This window comes from Streptomyces sp. NPDC059009 (assembly GCF_042740175.1).
Taxonomy (GTDB): Bacteria; Actinomycetota; Actinomycetes; order Streptomycetales; family Streptomycetaceae; genus Streptomyces.
In genome coordinates this window covers 1-17,872 of sequence record NZ_JBHYJB010000027.1, presented here as the reverse complement: position 1 = coordinate 17,872, position 17,872 = coordinate 1, and the positions used below count along the sequence as shown (strand labels likewise).

Here is a 17,872-nt window from a genome sequence, read left to right as displayed (position 1 = left end):
CATGTCGAGACCCGGTGGATGCCGTCGAGGCTAGTGCGGGCCGAAGATGCCTTCCACGACCAAATTCGCTATCTCCTCATGCCGTATCAGGCATGAGGAGGGTCCTCGTCCGCCACGATGCCCAGCAGACCGGGAAAGAGCTGCTCGATGTCGGTCCGGCGGAGGCTGGCCATCCGGCTGTTGCCCCGGTCGACCTGCCGGATCAGCCCGGACTCGCGCAGGGCGCGGAAGTGGTGGGTGATGGTCGCCTTGGACACCGGCAGCGCGAACGAACTGCAGGTCCGCGCCGTGTCGTCGGGTGCGAGGGCCAGCTCGCGCACCACGCGGCGGCGCAGCGGGTCGGCGAGTGCGGCGAGCACCGGGCCGAGCTCGATCTCCTCGACGGCCGGGTGGCCTTCGTCGTCGGGCATTCGGTGGCTCCCTCGTGGCGGCTTCAGGGTGGTGGACTGCTAGGTACGACTTGCATCGTACCTCGGAGGCTGGCTAGCGTGCGGGAGGTTCGAACACTGTCATACCTCAATAGGTGCGCCTCAACAGCCGTACGCACCTGCTGGCGTACCCACCGGAGGAAGTCCATGGCCCAGCCCTTCACGCTCGTCGGCACCGCCCGCCCCAAGCCCGAACGGGCCGCGGAACTCAAGGAGTTGCTGCTCTCGTTCGTCGAGCCGACCCGCCAGGAGGCCGGTTGCCTGGAGTACCACTTCCACGAAGACCGGAACGAACCCGGAGTCTTCGTCTTCTACGAGGCGTGGCGTTCCCAGGCGGATCTCGACGCCCACCTGGCCCTGCCGCACATGAGGGCGTTCTGGGAGCGGCGCATGGACTACCTGGAGTCCGACCTGGAGGTCCGCTTCCTCACCATGCACAGCCCGTACGAAGGGGGCGTCGTCCGGCGCTGGGACGTGCGGACCTCCTGACGGTCTGCCCCCAAGACTGCCCCGGCGGCCCTGTTCGCCCCCGGGAGTGGACAGCTACAACAGCGACGGGGGCGTACGCCGGAAACGCCGTCCCGCTGCCACCGGACCGAAGAGGTAATGCCATGCACGCGCACGAGAAACGTAGCGAGAAGCAGGAGGGGACGCCGGGAAGCGGTGCGCGGCGGGCGGCTTCCGTGTCCGGGGGCGTGGACCAGGGGCCGATGAGCGCAGGGCGGGCCACCGCGCTCCAGGGTCTGGTGGGCAATCACGTGGTCGCGCGCCTGCTCAAGGAGGAGCGGCACGTCCACGGCGCCGGCTGCGGGCACGGTCACACGGGCGGGGCGAAGGGCGACGTGGGAGCGGCCGCGGAGAGCGAGCCGGTCGACCAGGTGGCGCTGCTCAACGACGCCATCAACTCTCCGAGCCAGCCGATCGCCGACCCGGTCCGCAAGGAGGCGGAGGCGTTCTACCAGACCGACCTGTCACCGGCCCGCGTCCACAGCGACACCGTCGCTCAGCGGGCCACCGCGGCGATGGGGGCCGAGGCGATGACGATCGGCCACCACATCTTCCTGCCACCGCAGGCGGCCCAGAAGAAGGACATCGTCGGCCACGAGCTGAGTCACGTGAGCGACAACCTCTCCGGGCTGAAGGAGACGGGGAACACCAACAGCTCGGGCGTCACCGTCACCGACCCGGGGCAGGGCTCCGAGCGCAAGGCAGTGGCCAACGGTGCGGCGTTCGCCGCGGGGGCGAGCAGCCCGCCGTCGAGGGGCCCGCGCCCGCCGGCCCGGCCCGGCGGAGCCATGGACAGCGGGGGCCTGGACAGCGGGGGCCTGGGCATGCCCGCGCAGCGCTCCGTGGTCCCCACGGGTGGCCTGGTCGTGGCCCGGGCGAAGGACGAGAAGTCCTCCAAGAGCAGCAAGTCCTCGAGCAAGTCCTCGAAGGACAGCAAGTCCTCGGGCAAGTCCTCCAGAGACAGCAAGTCCTCCAAGGAGAGCAAGTCCTCCAGGGACAAAGGCTCCACGAGCAGGGGCAGCAGCTCCAAGGCCGCGCAGCCCCCGGCGGCGGCGAGCGGCAAGGCCCCCAGCCGCACGGAGATCCTGGCCGAACTCGACCGGCTCGCCGAGCTCTGCACGTGCAAGCAGAACAAGAAGCAGTGGGGCCGGCTCGTCAAGCAGATAGCGATCCGCTACACCCGCGACTACTCGAAAGAGCGCGAGGCGCAGAGCCTGCGGCACATCGTCCGCCAGGCGCTCGCCGCCGTGCACGACGCGGAGGGAAGGGAAAGGGAGGGGGCGGCGTCGGCCGGGGGCAAGGGCAAGGAGAAGGCGGGCGCGTCGGGTGATGCCGGGGCGAGGAAGTCCGCTCAGGCGGTCGTGGAGCAGGAGATCCAGGCAGCGACGGCCAACGGGCACCTGGTCTTCGCCAGCAACTACAACCAGTCCATGCGGCGGTTCTTCGAGATGCTGCGGGAACTGAGTGGCGGCGGCGACGAGGGGGACGTGGTGGGCGGCGACGCCCTTCAGGAGCTGCTGACGACGGACTTCGGCGACCAGGAAGGCGTATCGGACGACAGCGAGTCGGACTCCGAGGCCGAGGATGTGCCCGCCCTGGCCGACGCGAGCAAGGGCAAGGGCAAACGGGCCGCGGGGGCGAGTGCCGACAAGGACTCGAAGCGCCGCCGCACCGAGAAGGACGCGGAGGACGGCGCGCCGAAGAGCAGCAGGCAGGTGCTGAAGGAGGAGGGGACCCGGCGGAACCGGCAGGCCCTGCTGAAGGTCCGTGAGGGATTCATGGCACAGGTGCGGGCCCTGGAGGCGGTGGACCCGGATGCCATGGACGTGGACGAGGCGGAGAGCGGCGGGTTCAAGCGGGACAACGCCACGTTGAAGGCGCTGCGCGCGACCTCACACATTCGCCTCGTCGACGTTTCCAATGAGAAAGCGAAGAACCCGTCGTACCGGAAATATCTGGCCGATCTGCTCGCACCGGGGAAATTCTCGGGCTACGCCTACCTGGTGCACAACGGTGATGGGGCGGAGAAGTTGCATGCGGAGCAGAAGCTGCTGCAGTTCCTGCAGAACGCGGAATTCGACGCGGATACGCCCCATGACCCCATCCACATCCGCGGTACGAAAAGGCCGTGCGACGCCTGTCTCGCCATGCTGCGCTATTTCGAGGAGAAGGTCGGTCTCCATCTGGTCTACAACCGCCGCGGGAACCAGCTCTACAAGGAAGCAGAGGACAGCGGCATCCGGAACCTCTCCGGGTATGACGAGTCGGGGACTGCGGACGTCGGCGAGCACTTGCGCGAGCACATGGGTGACCCGGAGCGCCTGATGTACGCGTCGGCGCCGCGGCATGCGACCCCCGCACCGGCCGGCCACGGCCTCGAGGAACCCGAGCGGGGAGCCGGGGGTGGTACGGAGCAGCGGTACACGGTGCCGGAGCAGAAGAACAAGAAGGGCGAGACCGTCCGCGTGATCCCGTCCGGCACCGAGATCCTGGTGAAGGACGACACCCCCTCCAACAGCGAGGCCGAGGACATCGACGAGTCGGGACTGGTGTCGCAGACCTCCGCGCTCCGCATCGGCAACCCGATGGGCGCTCAGGGGCCGAGCGCGAAGGAGCTGAAGGCCGAACGGGATGCGGAGCTGAAGGCGAGGGCCGAGGCGAGGAGGCTGGCGTTCGAGGAGGAGACGGTACCCGAATTGCGCAGCGCGGCAGGAGAAGATTTCTGGGCAGAGGTCGAAGCCCGTACGGGGAAGGGCGGTCGGTATGAGAAGGAATTCCCTGATGCCCTGCGTCAGAAGATCAGGGACCTGACGCAGGGTGACTTCGAGATGAAGAAGCTGGTCATGACCCGCCTCGACATCTCTGCCGGCGCACTGGACAAGCAGATCGAAAAGCTCGACGGCAAGGGCAAGCTGGCCAGCCCGCTCAAGAGGGTCCAAGGTGCGGCCGAGCGGCTGGAAGCGGCCATACCCGAGTCCATGAAGAGCATGTGGCTGGCCAAGAGGGAAGAGAATGCGGCGCTTCCCCCCGGTCAGAAGCCCGGGTTGCTGGATGCGGAAAAGGTGAAGTTCCCGCCCGAGTTCGAGAGCTTCCTGTACGCGATGATGAACACGTGGCCGACAAAGGTTTCCGCCAACTCGATAGCGGATCACCTGCTCCTTGCCCAGAATACGTTCAAGGCGCGAGCGAAGAAATTCAAGCCGGCCGCGAACTGAGCGACACATGCAGCGGACCCGGCGGCACCCGACCGCACCGGGCACAGCATGTCGGGTCCGCGAAGATGATCCTTCCTAGCGTGGTGGACGTAATCAGGAAGGAGGGCCTGGAGTGCTGGACCGCCTCAACCAGGCCATGGAGTACATCGAGGACCACCTCGACGAGCCGATCGACGGGGCCGAACTCGCCCGGATCGCAGTGACGTCGGAGTACCACTTCCGGCGGATGTTCTCCGCGCTCGCGGGCATCCCGCTGTCCGAGTACGTCCGGCGCAGGCGGCTGACCGTCGCGGGCGCCGAGGTGCTCGCGGGGCAGCGGGGTCTGCTCGACATCGCGATCGCGCACGGCTACGGCTCCGGCGAGGCGTTCGCGCGCGCGTTCCGCGCCCTGCACGGCGTCGGGCCGCAGGAGGCCCGCCGGACCGGCGCGGCGCTGCGCTCCCAGCCCCGGATGTCCTTCCGCCTCATCGTCGAAGGGAGCGACAGCATGCGCTATCGGATCGTGGAGAAGCCGGAGTTCCGGGTGGTCGGCAAGAAGGCGCGGGTCCCGCTCGTCCACGAGGGGGTGAACCCGCAGATCGCGTCGTTCATCCGGAGCGTCGACAAGGACACGCTGCGCCGCATCGAGGCGCTCGGCGACCAGGAGCCGCGCGGCATCGTCTCCGTGAGCGACGACCTCGCGGCCTCCCGGCAGGAGGGCACCGAACTCGACTACTACCACGCGGTGTTGAGCGGGCGTCCCGCCCCGGAGGATCTGGACGAGCTCGTCGTCCCCGCCGGGACCTGGGCGGTCTTCGAGAGCTCGGGGGAGTTTCCCAAGACGCTCCAGTACCTGTGGCGGGACGTGTTCACGCAGTGGTTCCCCTCCAACCCGTACCGCAGCAGGTCCGGCCCCGAGATCCTGCGGACCAGCCTGTCGGACGACGGCACGGAGGCGGACGCGGAGCTCTGGGTCCCGGTGGAGCGCGAGAGTGCATGAGAGGTACGGAGAAGAGTTCTTGACCTACAGGTCAACAATAGTGCTACTGTTCCGGTCATGGGAAGGCCGAAGCAGTTCGATCCGGACGCAGCCGTCGAGCAGGCCATGGAGGTGTTCTGGCGGAAGGGGTACGCGGCCACGACGCCCCAGGACCTCGTCGACGCGCTGGGTATCGGCAAGGGCAGCCTCTACAACGCCTTCGGGAGCAAGAACGCCCTCTTCCACCTGGCCCTGCGCCGCTACCGCGACAGTCAGGCGCTCGCCCTCATCGAACTCCTCGAAGAGCCGGGCCCCGTCCGGGCCCGGCTCCGCAAGGCCCTGCTGCTCCTCGTCGAGATGGACCTCGCCGACGTGGACCGCAGGGGCTGCCTGGCCGTCAACACGGCGGCCGAGATGGGGAGTTCGGACGAGGAGGCGACCGACCTGGTGCGGCGCATGTTCGACCGCACCGAGGAGGCGTTCCGCGCCGCCGTCGAAGAGGGGCAGCGCGCCGGGGAGTTGACCCCTGGGCGCGACCCCCGCGCCCAGGCCAGCCTGATCCTCAGCACCCTCGTCGGGCTGCGGCTCGTGGCCCGGGTCGAGCAGGGTCCCGACCGGCTGACGCGAGCGGTCGACGCACTGCTCGACGCTTTGTAGCGGAAGGCGGAAGGCGGAAGGCGGAAGGCGGAAGGCGGAAGCCTCCTCGACACCCTTTTCCTGTACGGCGGTTGGGGCACCCGTACCCATTTTCTGTACCTCTAGGTCAATAATTACGTCAAGAAGTCGGAGCACCGCACCATGCAGCTGCACCTCACCGGCAAGACCGCCGTCGTCACCGGCGCCAGCCGCGGCATCGGCCTCGCCACCGTCCGGGCCCTGACCGCCGAGGGCGTCCGCGTCGTCGGCGCCGCGCGCACCGTCACCCCCGAGCTCAAGGAGGTCGCCGCGGCCGCCGTCGCCGCCGACCTCGCCACCCCCGAAGGCGTCGCCGCCCTCATCGACACCGCCCACGCGGAGCTGGGCGGCATCGACCTCCTGGTCAACAACGTCGGCGGCGGGGACGACGTCGAGCCCGTCGGGTTCCTCGACGCCACCGACGCGCAGTGGGAGGCCGTCCTCGCGCTGAACCTGCTCAGCGCCGTCCGCGTCACCCGCGCCGCGCTGCCCGGGCTGATCGAGCGGCGCGGCTCCGTCGTCAACGTCTCCTCGATCAACTCCCGTCTGCCCGCGGCAGGTCCGGCCCCCTACAGCGCCGCCAAGGCCGCCCTCGCCGCGCTCGGCAAGTCCCTCGCCGAGGAGTTCGGGCCGCGCGGCGTACGCGTCAACACCGTCTCGCCCGGCGTGGTGCGCACCGCCATCTGGGAGGACCCCGAGGGCTTCGGCGGCAAGGTCGCGGCCGGGGCGGGCGCGGAGCACGGCGCGTTCCTGCGGCAGATACCGGAGGTGTTCGGCATCACCTCTGGCCGGATCACCGAGCCCGACGAGGTCGCCGCCCTGATCACCTTCCTGCTCTCCGACGCCGCGGCGAACATCGTCGGCGCCGACCACGTCATCGACGGCGGCACGGTCAAGACCCTCTGAGCCGTGCGGGGGCCTGCGGGGGCGTGCGGCGCCCCCGCCTCCCCGGCGCGGTGTCGCGGACCTGGTACGCGCAAGCCGGTGAAATGGCGGACACGGGGGCTGCGGAGGGCGAACCGGAGGAGGGCGCGGGCCTAGCCTGCGGCCACGCAGAACCCGCTGACCAGCCGGAGGCGCCCGTGCCGACCCCGCCCGCACCCACCTCGACGCAGATGGCCCCGCCGCCGCCAACTCCCTCCAGGCGCCACCGGATTCCGCGCCGCCGGGGCGTCGCCGCGCTCCTGGCGACCGCGCTGGTCTGCGGCGCGTCCGTCGCCGCTGCGACCGCGCCCGCCGACCCGCCCGCCCCGCGCGGCGGCAAGGGCACCAACATCCTCGTCGTCGGGCTCGACCGGCGCAGCGGCATGAGCAAGGAGGAGATCCAGCACTTCCACGTAGGCGGCCAGGAGTGCAACTGCACCGACGTGATGATGCTGGTGCACCTCGCGGCCGACCGGCGTCGGCTCAGCGTCGTGTCGATCCCGCGCGACTCGTACGTTCCCTTCGCCGCCCCCGAGGGCGCTCCTGCGCGCTCGGGCAAGATCAACGGCGCGTACAAGGAAGGCGGCCCCGACCTCGCCGTGCGCACCGTGGAGCGGGCCACGGGGCTGCGCGTCGACCACTACCTGGAGACCGACTTCCGCGGCTTCGCGAGCGCCGTCGACCGCTTCGGCGGCGCCCAGGTCTGCACCGACAAGCCGCTGCGCGACCTCGGCTCCGGGCTCAAGCTCGCCCCCGGCACCCACCGCATCGACGGCCGCAAGGCGCTGCGCTACGTGCGCGCCCGGCACGTCTCGCCGCCGGGCGACCTCGGCCGCGTCCGGCGCCAGCAGCGGCTCGTCCTCGGCATGCTCGACCGGCTCGCCGACGCGGGGGCGCTGCGCAACCCCTACGCCTCGGCCTACGCCGCCCGCGCCCTGTACGAGCACGTCCGCACCGACCCGCACACCGGCCCGGGCGAGCTGGCCGCGCTCGCCTGGTCGATGCGTGAACTCACCGCCGAGCGCACCGAGTTCGCGACCGTGCCGATCTCCGACTTCGACCACCGCGTCCCCGACTGGGGCTCCACCCTGCTGTGGGACGCGCCCCGCGCCCGCGCACTGTTCACGGCCCTGCGCGAGGACCGCCCCCTGGTCACCCCGCGCACCGGCGCCGAGCCCGCCCCCGTCGACATGCCCCCGGCCTGGGTGCGCGTCCGCGTCGACGACGCCGCCACCGCCGAGGCCCTGCGCGCGGACGGCTTCGACGTGACCGCCATCCCGCGGCAGGGCTCCCCGGCCAAGGGCCCGACCGTCATCACGTACGACCCGGCCATGGAGCGCTACGCCGCCACCCTCGCCACCGCGCTCCCCGGCGCCCGGCTGCACCAAGTGCCGGGCCAGGGGCGGGAGTTCCGGGTCGCGTTGGGTGCCGCGCCGCAGCGTGTGGCGAAGGTGACGTACGACCGCAGCAGTGTGGAGGGCGCCCCGGTGACGGGCGACCGCCTGCGCTGCCGCTGACGTGCCCGTACGGGGGACATGGGCGCCCGCCGCCGCGTCCCCCGTACGTGGCCCCGCACCCCACGCACATGCGCGGTGCATATATCTGACGGAGCAACACCTCGCGGAGACCACCGCTACCTTCTGGGACCAACCGGGCGTCACGGCGGCGCACGGGAACGGTCAAGGAGGTACCGCCGTGATCCCTGAACCGCAATCGGGCGACGGCGAGCGGCTACTGCCCGCGCGTCGGCGGGCCCCGCTCCCGCCGGACGTACAGGCGGAGCAGGACGAACTGCTCGACGACTTCTTCCCCTGGTTGAAGCGCGAGGCATACCGCGAGTTCGGGCACCTCCTCGTCGACAGCGAGCGGGTCACGCTGCAGGCCGTCGCGGAGGTCTTCGCCCGCTGGGAGGACTACCGCGCGGAGGAGATCCGGCGCCACCTCTACGAGGCCGTCATGGACCTGGCGGCCGACTACCGCGACAACCTGCCCGACCCCCGGTACACGCGGCCGAACTGCGAGGACCTCGCGCCGATCTTCGGCACCTGGGCGGGCGCCCAGGAGGTGGGGGGCCGGGGCAGCGGCAAGGCGCTCGTGGAGTCCCTGTACGAGGTGGACCGGCTGCCTCCGCGCCGCCGCGAGGCGTTCCACGCCCGCGCCGTCTTCGATCTCGACTGGAAGGAGGCCGCGAGGGTCCTCGGCGTGGGCCAGGGGGCGCTGCGGACGTACTACTGCAAGGCCAGACGGGACCTCATGAAGGTCGGCGTCGATGTCGAGGAACTGACCGAGTTCCTCTCCAAGGTCATGAGAAGGAGTTGATGCAGATGGCCGAGGAAGGGCTGCCGCAGGGGCAGTGCACGGACACCCGCCGGGGTGACCATGGATTCCGCCTCGATGACGATCTGAACCGCATCTACAAGCAGGCGAGCCTCAGAGACCAGCGACGCATCTACGTTCGGGAGGAAGTGACCCGCCTCAGGGCGGGTGGCAGCCCGCCCGAGCGGCCCCTCAGCGCCGCGCCACCGGACTTCCGCTGCTCCGGCGGGCCCAGGCGGGCCCGCCCCCCGGTTCCCCGGTGGACCGTGGAGAGCCTGTTCTGGATGGCCGGCATCGTCGTCACGGGCCTGGTGTGGGAACACCGGGGCGTGGTCGCGAGCCTGGTCGGGCCCCTCACCGCGGTGGCGTTCGCCGTGCGCCACCGCTTCCTCGAGTACGGCTCGATGCCGGTGCGCGGCAAACGAGTCGAGCGCAGACGGCGTCAGGAACGGCTGGCCAACCGCTAGCCGCCCGACTGCCCGCCACCGTCGGAACTTGCAGGCCGGACAGTGGCGGACAGCCCCAGTGCCCCCAATGAAGGAGCACCTGCATGGCACAGAGTGACACAAGTACCGCAGAGCCCCGCTCAGTTGACGCGAACGGTCCCCGGAAGAGGGCCGGATCCGCTACGGGTATCCGGGCCGGCCCGCTGCTGATGGGTTGACCGGACGGAGGGGAGGACGAGGGGGAGCCGGCGCCCGGGGGAGCCGAGGAGGACCAGGGGGGACTGGGGGAACCGGGGAACTGGGGGAGCGACAGCGGGATCTGAGGGGGACTCAGGGACGACTCGGGGAACTCAGGGACTCGGGGGATCGGGGGCAGGGGGAAAGGGGGAAAGGGGGGAATCGGCGGGCAGGCATGATGGGCCGTCAGGGTGACTGCGTGAGGGCGCGGCCGAAAGGCCGGTGGTCGTCACGGTGCAGGGCCTCGGTCAGCCCAGCAGTCCCGCCCGCCCCGCGTCGGCCGCCGCGAGCAGCGCACCGCGCAGCGAGGGGGAGTCCGTGACGCTGCCGTGCTCGACGCGGACGGGGGCGAACGCCGCACCCGCCACGGTGTCGCGGATCGGCCCGAGCACCTCCCGGCGCCCGCCCAACGGGCCGCCTAGCAGGACGAGTTCGGGATCGACGATGGTGCAGGCCGCCGCCACGGCCTGGCCCACCGCCCCGGTCAGGACCTCGACCGCGGCCACCGCCTCCGCCTCGCCCGCCGCCGCGCGCTCCAGCACGCCGACGGCCGCCTCGACGTCCAGGGCCGCGCTCCCGGGCCGCCCGAAGCCCTGCCGGGCCAGGGCGTGGGAGAGGAACACCGGGGGGTTCGAGCCCGTGGTGTTGAGATAGCCGATCTCCCCGGCCAGACCGTGGGCGCCCCGGATGAGCTGGTCCCCGACGTAGAGGCTGAGCCCGAGCCCGGCACCCACGTACACGTACAGGAAGCTGTGCGCGCCCGCCGCCGCGCCGCCCCTGCGTTCGGCGAGGGCCGCGTAGTTGACGTCGTTGTCCACCAGGCAGGTGGCGGGGGCGAGTTCGGCGAGGACGTCCTGCGGATCAAGGGTGTTCTCGGGGAAGGGGGAGTCGGGCAGCGAGATGAGCGCACGGGTCTGCGGGGCGACCGGGCCGGCCACCGAGACGGCCAGGGCGCGCAGCGGCCCGTGCGCGGCGTGCTCGGCCCCGGCGTCGCGCACCGCCGCGCGCAGCGCGTCGGCGAGGGCGGCGGTGTCGCCGGGTGCCGGCGTGGTCAGGTGCTGCGCGCCCAGGTCGGCGCCGGCGAGGTCCGCGGCCAGGGTGCGGACGCCGTGCTGGCTGACCTCGACGGCGAGGACGTGCCCGGCGTCGGGGGCGAGTTCGTAGAAGGTGGCGACCCGGCCGCGGCGTCCGGTGTCGTCGGTGCCGGTGGCCCGCAGCAGCCCCGCGGCCGCCAGGCGCCGCACCGACTCCGAGATCGTCGGCTTGGAGATCCCCGTCTCCTCGGCGAGGGCCGCCCGGGTGGTGCGGCCGACGGCGAGGACCCGGTCCAGGACGGCACGGTCCGTCATGTCGCGCAGCAGCGCGAGACGCGGCAGGGAGCGGCCGTCGCCGCGGCCTTGAGCGCGGTCTTCGGGGCGGCCTTCCGCGGGGCCTTCAGGGTGGCTTGCCGCGCCGTTCCGCGCGGTGGCCGATGGGGCGGACCCGGGGGGTGGGGCGGCTGGTTCACGGGCGGTCACGGCGGTCCCCAGGGGGTTGCGGAACGGGGTCCGGGCAGCGTATCAATGGTTCTAGTTACCACTCCTTACTAAATGGTGGAGGCAGCTCATGAGCCCCGCGACCACGACGCCGCGCACCCCGTCCCCGGTCCCCGCCGACATGCCCGCGGCCATTACGGCGGCCAAGCGCGAGCTGCGCGCCCGGCTCGGTGACCCGGCCGCCGCGCTGGCCGAGGCGGAGGCGCTGATGCGGTCCGAGGTCGCCGCGGTCGTCGCCGAACGGGACGCGGGCCGGGAGGTCTTCCCCGTCGTCCGGTACGCGGACATCGCGGCCGGGACGGTGCCCGCCGAGACGGTCGAGGCGGTACGCCGCCGGGGCTGCGCCGTCGTCAGGGGCACCTTTCCGCGCGAGCGCGCCGAGGCGTGGGACGCCGAACTCGCCGCGTACCTGGGGGAGAACGGCTTCGCCGCCGCGTACCGCGGCCCCGCCGACGACGTCTTCGCCGGGCTGGCCTCCAGCCGCCCGCAGATCTACCCCGTGTACTGGTCGAAGCCACAGATGCAGGCTCGCCAGGACGACCGCATGAGCGCCGTGCGCTCCTTCCTCAACTCCTTCTGGAAGCACGCCTCCGAGGGCCGCGTCTGGTTCGACCCCGACCGCGACACCGGCTACCCGGACCGCATCCGCCGCCGCGAGCCCGGCTCCGCCTCGCTCGGCCTGTCCCCGCACACCGACTCGGGCTCGGTCGAGCGCTGGCTGCTGCCCGCGTACCAGCGGGTGTTCCGGCACGTGTTCTCCGGGAACGTCAGCGCGTACGACCCGTGGGACGGGGCCCACCGCACGGAGGTCGACGAGTTCCCCTCCACCGTGATGTGCTCGGCGTTCCGTACCTTCCAGGGCTGGACCGCGCTCTCGGAGATGCGCCCCACCGACGGCGTCCTGAACGTCGTGCCGATCCCCTCCGCCATGGCGTACATGCTGCTGCGCGCCCTGCAGGACGACATCGCCGAGGACGACCTGTGCGGTGCCGTCAACGGCCAGGCCCTGCCGGTCACAGAGCTCCACCACTCCGTGCTCCTCCCCGCGCTCACCCCGATCCCGGCCGTCGAGCCCGGCGACACGGTGTGGTGGCACGGCGACCTGGTCCACTCCGTGGCCGACGGCAGCAACCCCGAGCGCTGGGGCAACGTCATGTACATCCCGGCCTCCCCGCACTGCGAGAAGAACGCCGCGTACGCCCGCGAGTGCGGCGAGCGCTTCCTGCGGGGCACGAGCCCCGGCGACTTCGCCCCCGAGGACTACGAGGCGAACTGGTCCGGCCGCGCCCGCACCGCGGACCTCAACGAGCGGGGGCGGGCGCAGCTCGGGCTGTGAGAAGCGAGAGAGGTGAGCGGGGTGAGAGGTTTGCCCGGCGCCCGACCCTCGTGAGAAGGTCCGGAAAGCTTCTTCGTCTTCTCGTTTCGCTGAAGTTCAGTGGTTCTCTGAAAGGGCAGTTCGTGACGCACGGCATCGTCGCAGGCGTGGTCCAGGGGATGGTCCTGGACGACCGCTCCTCGAGCGCTTCGACGCGGAGCCGTCACCACTCCCTCTGACCCACCCCTTTCGCACGCCCGCGAAACCGGCCCCCGCGCCGGGTGGTTCCGTGTGCTCCCGTCGAAGTGCTCTTCGTGCCCCGCACGTTCGATCACGTCGATCACGAGGAGTACCTGGTGTCCAGGTTCCACTGGACCGAGGCCGAAGCCGCCCGGTCCGCCCGCTGGCATTCCGAGAACGAGTCCCGCCCGCCCCGCCGTGTCGTCGTCGCCGACGACCGCATGAAGGCCGACCACGCCTACCGCCTCGCCTGCGAAGGCACCGCCCTGCTGTGGCGGGGCGACTATCACGGGGCGCGCCAGCTGCTGAGCGCGCTGGCGCGGCGCGTGGACCGGAAGGGGGCCGGGGCCGCTGCGGCGGGGCCCGGCACGGGCGAGGGGCCGAGCCCCGCCGAGGTGTTCCACGCCCAGCGCCGCGCGCGCCGCCACCGCGCCCGCGTCCTCGGCATGCTCCTGGTCCTCCTCGAGGGTGACCACACCCTCGCCCTGCGGCGGGCGCCCGACGTCCGGCAGGCGTGCGCCGAGGCGTACGGGCCGCCGCCGGGTGAGCCCGTCGGGGTCGCGCTCACCGAGTTGCTCGGTGTGCTCGGCGCACATCAGTGGCGTACCAAGGGAGTTGAGGTGCCCGCGCTCGGCGCCCGCGTGCACCCCCACTACGGAGTGTTCTCGCCGGTACGGGGCGAGTACGTGGACCTGGTGGCCCGGGCACCGCTGCCCGCTGCTGTGCGGAGCGGCGGCCCGGGCACCCGTACGGCCTTCGACCTGGGAACGGGAACCGGGGTACTGGCGGCCGTGCTCGCCCGCCGCGGCGTCGCCCGCGTCGTGGCGACCGACATCTCGCCGCGCGCCCTGGCCTGCGCCCGCGCCACCATGGACCGGCTCGGGCTCGCGGACCGCGTGGACGTACGCGACACCGCCCTCTACCCGGAGGGCCGTGCCGGACTCGTCGTCTGCAACCCGCCCTGGATTCCGGCCCGTCCGAGCTCCACCCTGGAACAGGGCGTCTACGATCCGGGCGGCCGCATGTTCCACGCCTTCCTCGACGGCCTCAGCGCGCACCTCGAACCGGGCGGCGAGGGCTGGCTGATCCTCTCGGACCTGGCCGAGCACCTCGGGCTGCGGACGCGGCGGGAGCTGCTGGACGCCGTGGCGGGGGCGGGGCTGCGGGTCGTCGACCGGTCCGACGTCCGGCCACGGCACCCGCGCGCGGTGGACCCCGACCCCGACGATCCGCTGCGCGTCGCCCGTGCGGCGGAGGTGACGTCGCTGTGGCGGCTGGCCCCGGTCGGACCGGCCCCGGCTGGGTCGGCCCCGGTCGGCTGACGGGCTTCATCACCTCTTGATAAGGCCCGTGATGGTGATGAGCCCGGTGCCGGACCACGGGCGGCTCACCGGCGTGCGGCGCCACCCGGCCGTGCGCCCGACGCGATGGTGCGGGCGATGTCGAAGGTCAGCCGCTGCCACGGGTCCTGCGGGTCGCGGCCCGTGACGGCCCGGACACGGCGCAGCCGGTAGCGGACCGACTGGGGGTGGAGGTGCAGGGCGCGGGCGGCGGCGTTGGCGGAGCCCGTGTCGATGTAGGCCGTGAGGGCGTCGAGAAGGTGCCTCTGGCCGGGTTCGGCGAGCGGACCGAGGACGATCCGGCCGATCCGCTCGGGCCCGGCCACCGGGTGCCCGGCGAGCAGCGCGAGGACGTGTGCGTCGGCGTCGGTGAGGACCCGGTCGGCCCGGTGGGCGTGCGGGGGAGCGGTGTCCAGGGCCCCGGCCGCGAGCCGGTGCGCGACGGCGACCCGGTCGAGGCTCTCGCCGGCGATCACGCACCCCCGCCAGCCCTGCGCCCGCAGGACGCCGGGCACGGCCTCGGCGGCGCCGGCGGGCAGCAGCAGGACGGCACGCGAGCCGTGGGTGGTGGCCAGTGCGACGGTGGGGCCGGGAGGCTGGGCGCTGTCGGGGGTGGGGGCGGTCGCGGCCCGCGGGGCCAGCCCCGCCAGCAGCCCCATCGCCGCCGCGAGCGACACCTCCGGCTCGTCCGGTGCGCCCGGTTCCGCCGCCAACAGGCAGTAGCGCTCGGGGAGTTGGACGTCCAGGCGGGACGCTCTGTCCGTGAGGGCCCCGAGTGAGGCGTGGCGGCCTGCGATCAGGTCGTCGAGGAGGAGGTGGAGGGCGCGGTCGCGGTCCGCGGTGAGGCGGTCGGCCGTGGCCGCGTACGCCGTGGTCATCTCCTCCGAGATGGTGTCGACGGCGGCGAGGAGGAGACGGGCCAGGGCGAGGGCGTCGCGGGCCGGGAGGCGCGGGGCGCGGGCGGCGACCTGGTCGGCGAGGACCGTGGCCGCGACCCGGTAGGCCCGCAGGACGGCGGGCAGCGGCCGCCCGTCCGCCGCCCGCGCCGCCGCGATCCCGCGGAAGCGGCGCAGGTCGTCGCGGCTGACCTCGCCCTCCGTGACCCACAGGTCGAGGAGGCGTTCGAGGCCCCACGCGGTGATGGCGCGCACCTCGGGCAGGCGGCTGCCGTCGAGTGCCGTGTAGGCGGGAACCCGTTCGTGCACGGCTTCCACGACGGCCGCGACGACGGCGGGGTCGGAGAGCAGTTCCCGGCGGATCTGGTCGCGCTTGTTCATCACACAGTGATAGTCCCATCGGAAAGGGGTGCGCACGGCCATGGACGGGAGGGAGCGGGGTGAGCAGGATCGTGGCCAGCAGATCGCACATCGCACATCACAGATCGCAGATCGCAGATCGCAGTCCCAGCGTGAAGACCAGTGACGAGAGACGGGACCCTTGCATGGCGGCGAACTGGGCTGACTTCCAGTACGAGATCTACCTCAACGGCATGACCGGGGCGGTGCCGCGGCTGCCCACCGACCTGACCCGCCTGGAGGAGCTCACCGAGCAGCGGCTCGGTCCCGGCCCGGTCGGCTATGTCGCGGGCAGCGCGGGCGACGGCAGCACCGCCCGCGCCAACCGGGAGGCCCTGCGCCGCCGCCGCATCGTGCCGCGCATGCTGCGCGACGTCCACGAACGCGACCTGTCCGTCGAGGTGTTGGGCCACCGGCTGCCCGCGCCGCTGGCCCTCGCCCCCGTCGGCGTCCTGTCGATCATGCACCCGGAGGGGGAGTCAGCCGCCGCGCGCGCCGCCGCGGCCCGGGGCATCCCGTTCATCCTCTCCTCCGCCTCCAGCACGCCCATGGAGCAGGTCGCCGAGGCGATGGGGGAGGGGCAGCGGTGGTTCCAGCTGTACTGGGCCAAGGACCGCGACGTCACCAAGAGCTTCCTCGACCGGGCGAAGGCCGCCGGGTTCAGCGCGCTGTTCGTCACGCTCGACACCCCGCTGCTCGCCTGGCGGCCCCGCGACCTCGACCAGGCGTATCTGCCGTTCCTGCACGGCGTGGGCACCGCCAACTACTTCACCGACCCCGCCTTCCAGGCCGGGCTCGCCAAGCCCGTCCACGAGGACCCGAACGCCGCCGTCATGCACTTCGTGGGGATGTTCTCCGATCCCGCCAAGACCTGGCCGGACCTCGCCTTCCTCCGCGAGAACTGGGACGGCCCGATCGTCCTGAAGGGCATCCTGCACCCCGACGACGCGCACCGCGCCGCCGACGCGGGGATGGACGGCGTCGTCGTCTCCAACCACGGCGGCCGCCAGGTCGCGGGCTCCGTCGCCGCCGCCGACGCCCTGCCGCGCGTCGTCGAGGCCGTCGGGGACCGGCTCACCGTCCTCTTCGACAGCGGCATCCGCACCGGGGACGACATCGTCAAGGCCCTTGCCCTGGGCGCCGATTCGGTGCTTGTCGGCCGCCCGTACGCGTACGGTCTCGGCCTCGACGGACAGGCGGGCGTCGACCACGTGCTCCGCTGCCTGCTCGCCGAACTCGACCTGACCCTGGCCCTGTCGGGCCACGCCTCGCCGGCCAGCCTCACCCCCGACGACCTGACCGAGGACCCCGCATGACCACGAACACCAACAACACGACGAACTCGACGAACACCAAGAACGTTCTCGCCGTCATCTCGCCCCACGTGGGCGGCCGTTCCGTCGGCGCGGCGCTCGCGTCGGTCTTCCCGGAGCAGGCCCACGTCACCGTCGTGGAGACCACCGACGAGAACCCCGAAGCGCTGCGCTCCGCCCACGTCATCATCACCGGCCTGGGCCCCGTCACCGCCGAGCACTTCGCCGCCGCCCCCGACCTCGAACTCGTCCAGTGCGCCAGCCACGGCTTCGACTACGTCGACCTGGAAGCGGCCCGCCAACACTCCGTGCACGTGTGCAACATCGGCTCCAGCGGCGCCGAGAAGCAGAACGTCGCCGAGCAGACCTTCGCCCTCATGCTGGCCCTCGCCAAGCAGCTCGTGCCCGCCCATACCGCGCTCACCGAGGCGGACTGGGCGCTGCCCCGACTGCAGCAGTCGATCACCGAACTCTCCGGCAAGACCCTCGGCATCGTCGGCCTCGGCCACATCGGCGAGGAAGTCGCCCGCCGCGCCGTCGTGTTCGACATGAACATCGTGTACGCGGGTCCGAACCCCGTCGCCCCCGAGGTGGCCGCCCGCCTCGGCAACGCCCGCCACGTCCCCCTCGACGAGCTGCTGCGCACCTCCGACTACGTATCCCTGCACGCCCCCCTCACCGAGGACACCCACCACCTCCTCGACGCACCCCGTCTCGCCCTGCTCAAACCCACGGCCTTCGTGATCAACACGGCACGCGGCGCCCTCATCGACCAGGACGCCCTCGCCGACGCCCTCACGGCAGGCACCCTGGCGGGCGCCGGAATCGACGTCTTCGACCCCGAACCCCCCACCGCCGCCCTCCGCCTCCTGAAGGCCCCGAACGTGGTGCTCTCCCCACACGTCGCAGGCGTCACCAGGGAAACCCTCGTCCGTATCGCGCTGGCGGCGGTGCAGAACGTGGTGGAGCACCTGGAGGGGAAGCCGGTCCGGGACGTCGTCTCCTGACGCGGCCGCACGCCACGCCTGGATGACGTGCAGAGAACACACCTGCGGGGCCGCAACCGGGGCGGGCGGGGAGGGCCCCACGGGTGGGGGAGGGGGGGGTCTGTGTTGGCGGCCGGGGGCG

General features: G+C 72.2%; 15 protein-coding genes. 12 read left to right on the top strand and 3 right to left on the bottom strand.

The genetic code is table 11. The features are described 5' to 3' along the window. Positions 1-86: 86 nt before the first annotated feature. Positions 87-410 carry an ArsR/SmtB family transcription factor gene (locus tag ACFWYM_RS25440; protein WP_384841550.1) on the bottom strand — a complete coding sequence of 108 codons (324 nt, stop codon included), beginning with the start codon at positions 408-410 and terminating at the stop codon, positions 87-89. Between the two features lie 165 nt (positions 411-575). Between ACFWYM_RS25440 and ACFWYM_RS25435 the strand changes: the two genes are divergently transcribed. The 8 genes from ACFWYM_RS25435 to ACFWYM_RS25400 all read left to right on the top strand — a co-directional run bounded on the left by ACFWYM_RS25435 (position 576) and on the right by ACFWYM_RS25400 (position 9,490). Beyond that, complete coding sequence (locus ACFWYM_RS25435; protein WP_384841548.1) at positions 576-917, top strand: putative quinol monooxygenase; 342 nt, start codon at positions 576-578, stop codon at positions 915-917. A gap of 221 nt (positions 918-1,138) precedes the next feature. Continuing rightward, positions 1,139-4,150 (top strand): DUF4157 domain-containing protein, encoded by a 3,012-nt coding sequence (locus ACFWYM_RS25430; protein WP_384841545.1) that lies wholly within the window; start codon positions 1,139-1,141, stop codon positions 4,148-4,150. A gap of 112 nt (positions 4,151-4,262) precedes the next feature. Then, positions 4,263-5,129 carry a GyrI-like domain-containing protein gene (locus ACFWYM_RS25425; protein ID WP_384841543.1) on the top strand — a complete coding sequence of 289 codons (867 nt, stop codon included), beginning with the start codon at positions 4,263-4,265 and terminating at the stop codon, positions 5,127-5,129. Between the two features lie 57 nt (positions 5,130-5,186). Next, positions 5,187-5,765, top strand: a complete 579-nt coding sequence (locus ACFWYM_RS25420; protein ID WP_384841540.1) for a TetR/AcrR family transcriptional regulator — start codon at positions 5,187-5,189, stop codon at positions 5,763-5,765. A 141-nt stretch (positions 5,766-5,906) separates the two neighbouring features. After that, entirely contained in the window at positions 5,907-6,689 is a 783-nt protein-coding gene (locus ACFWYM_RS25415) for an oxidoreductase (RefSeq protein ID WP_384841538.1), read from the top strand. A 176-nt stretch (positions 6,690-6,865) separates the two neighbouring features. Further along, positions 6,866-8,224, top strand: coding sequence for an LCP family protein (locus ACFWYM_RS25410; protein ID WP_384841536.1), 1,359 nt, complete (start codon positions 6,866-6,868; stop codon positions 8,222-8,224). Positions 8,225-8,402: 178 nt separating this feature from the next. Beyond that, on the top strand, positions 8,403-9,026 hold the full coding sequence (locus ACFWYM_RS25405) for an RNA polymerase sigma factor (protein ID WP_384841533.1): 624 nt from the start codon (positions 8,403-8,405) through the stop codon (positions 9,024-9,026). 5 nt (positions 9,027-9,031) lie between these two features. Then, on the top strand, positions 9,032-9,490 hold the full coding sequence (locus tag ACFWYM_RS25400; protein ID WP_384841530.1) for a hypothetical protein: 459 nt from the start codon (positions 9,032-9,034) through the stop codon (positions 9,488-9,490). A gap of 464 nt (positions 9,491-9,954) precedes the next feature. Here ACFWYM_RS25400 and ACFWYM_RS25395 read toward each other — a convergent pair whose 3' ends face one another. Next, positions 9,955-11,055: an ROK family protein gene (locus tag ACFWYM_RS25395; RefSeq protein WP_384841527.1), complete on the bottom strand. Its 1,101-nt coding sequence runs from the start codon at positions 11,053-11,055 to the stop codon at positions 9,955-9,957. 256 nt (positions 11,056-11,311) lie between these two features. Here ACFWYM_RS25395 and ACFWYM_RS25390 point away from each other — a divergent pair, with 256 nt between their 5' ends. Together ACFWYM_RS25390 and ACFWYM_RS25385 are read left to right on the top strand one after the other, a co-directional pair. Further along, positions 11,312-12,577, top strand: a complete 1,266-nt coding sequence (locus tag ACFWYM_RS25390) for a YbiU family protein (RefSeq protein WP_384841524.1) — start codon at positions 11,312-11,314, stop codon at positions 12,575-12,577. A 335-nt stretch (positions 12,578-12,912) separates the two neighbouring features. Further along, a complete protein-coding gene (locus tag ACFWYM_RS25385) occupies positions 12,913-14,118 on the top strand; it encodes a methyltransferase (protein WP_384841522.1) in 1,206 nt (401 codons plus the stop codon). A gap of 65 nt (positions 14,119-14,183) precedes the next feature. Here the strand turns inward: ACFWYM_RS25385 and ACFWYM_RS25380 are convergent, their stop codons facing one another. Beyond that, entirely contained in the window at positions 14,184-15,413 is a 1,230-nt protein-coding gene (locus ACFWYM_RS25380) for a PucR family transcriptional regulator (RefSeq protein WP_384841519.1), read from the bottom strand. A 164-nt stretch (positions 15,414-15,577) separates the two neighbouring features. Between ACFWYM_RS25380 and ACFWYM_RS25375 the strand changes: the two genes are divergently transcribed. Continuing rightward, the gene (locus ACFWYM_RS25375) at positions 15,578-16,747 is read left to right on the top strand and encodes a lactate 2-monooxygenase (RefSeq protein ID WP_384841516.1); all 1,170 of its coding nucleotides are present in this window, start codon (positions 15,578-15,580) and stop codon (positions 16,745-16,747) included. After that, positions 16,744-17,751: a 2-hydroxyacid dehydrogenase gene (locus ACFWYM_RS25370; RefSeq protein WP_384841513.1), complete on the top strand. Its 1,008-nt coding sequence runs from the start codon at positions 16,744-16,746 to the stop codon at positions 17,749-17,751. Before ACFWYM_RS25375 ends, ACFWYM_RS25370 begins: the two co-directional genes overlap by 4 nt. Positions 17,752-17,872 lie beyond the last annotated feature (121 nt).

What these genes read in the sequence shown, in the direction of transcription:
- ACFWYM_RS25440 (WP_384841550.1), bottom strand. Translation starts at nt 410, where the DNA reads ATGCCCGACGACGAAGGCCACCCGGCCGTCGAGGAGATCGAGCTCGGC.
- ACFWYM_RS25435 (WP_384841548.1), top strand. Translation starts at nt 576, where the DNA reads ATGGCCCAGCCCTTCACGCTCGTCGGCACCGCCCGCCCCAAGCCCGAA.
- ACFWYM_RS25430 (WP_384841545.1), top strand. Translation starts at nt 1,139, where the DNA reads ATGAGCGCAGGGCGGGCCACCGCGCTCCAGGGTCTGGTGGGCAATCAC.
- ACFWYM_RS25420 (WP_384841540.1), top strand. Translation starts at nt 5,187, where the DNA reads ATGGGAAGGCCGAAGCAGTTCGATCCGGACGCAGCCGTCGAGCAGGCC.
- ACFWYM_RS25415 (WP_384841538.1), top strand. Translation starts at nt 5,907, where the DNA reads ATGCAGCTGCACCTCACCGGCAAGACCGCCGTCGTCACCGGCGCCAGC.
- ACFWYM_RS25400 (WP_384841530.1), top strand. Translation starts at nt 9,032, where the DNA reads ATGGCCGAGGAAGGGCTGCCGCAGGGGCAGTGCACGGACACCCGCCGG.
- ACFWYM_RS25395 (WP_384841527.1), bottom strand. Translation starts at nt 11,055, where the DNA reads ATGACGGACCGTGCCGTCCTGGACCGGGTCCTCGCCGTCGGCCGCACC.
- ACFWYM_RS25390 (WP_384841524.1), top strand. Translation starts at nt 11,312, where the DNA reads ATGAGCCCCGCGACCACGACGCCGCGCACCCCGTCCCCGGTCCCCGCC.
- ACFWYM_RS25380 (WP_384841519.1), bottom strand. Translation starts at nt 15,413, where the DNA reads ATGAACAAGCGCGACCAGATCCGCCGGGAACTGCTCTCCGACCCCGCC.
- ACFWYM_RS25375 (WP_384841516.1), top strand. Translation starts at nt 15,578, where the DNA reads ATGGCGGCGAACTGGGCTGACTTCCAGTACGAGATCTACCTCAACGGC.
- ACFWYM_RS25370 (WP_384841513.1), top strand. Translation starts at nt 16,744, where the DNA reads ATGACCACGAACACCAACAACACGACGAACTCGACGAACACCAAGAAC.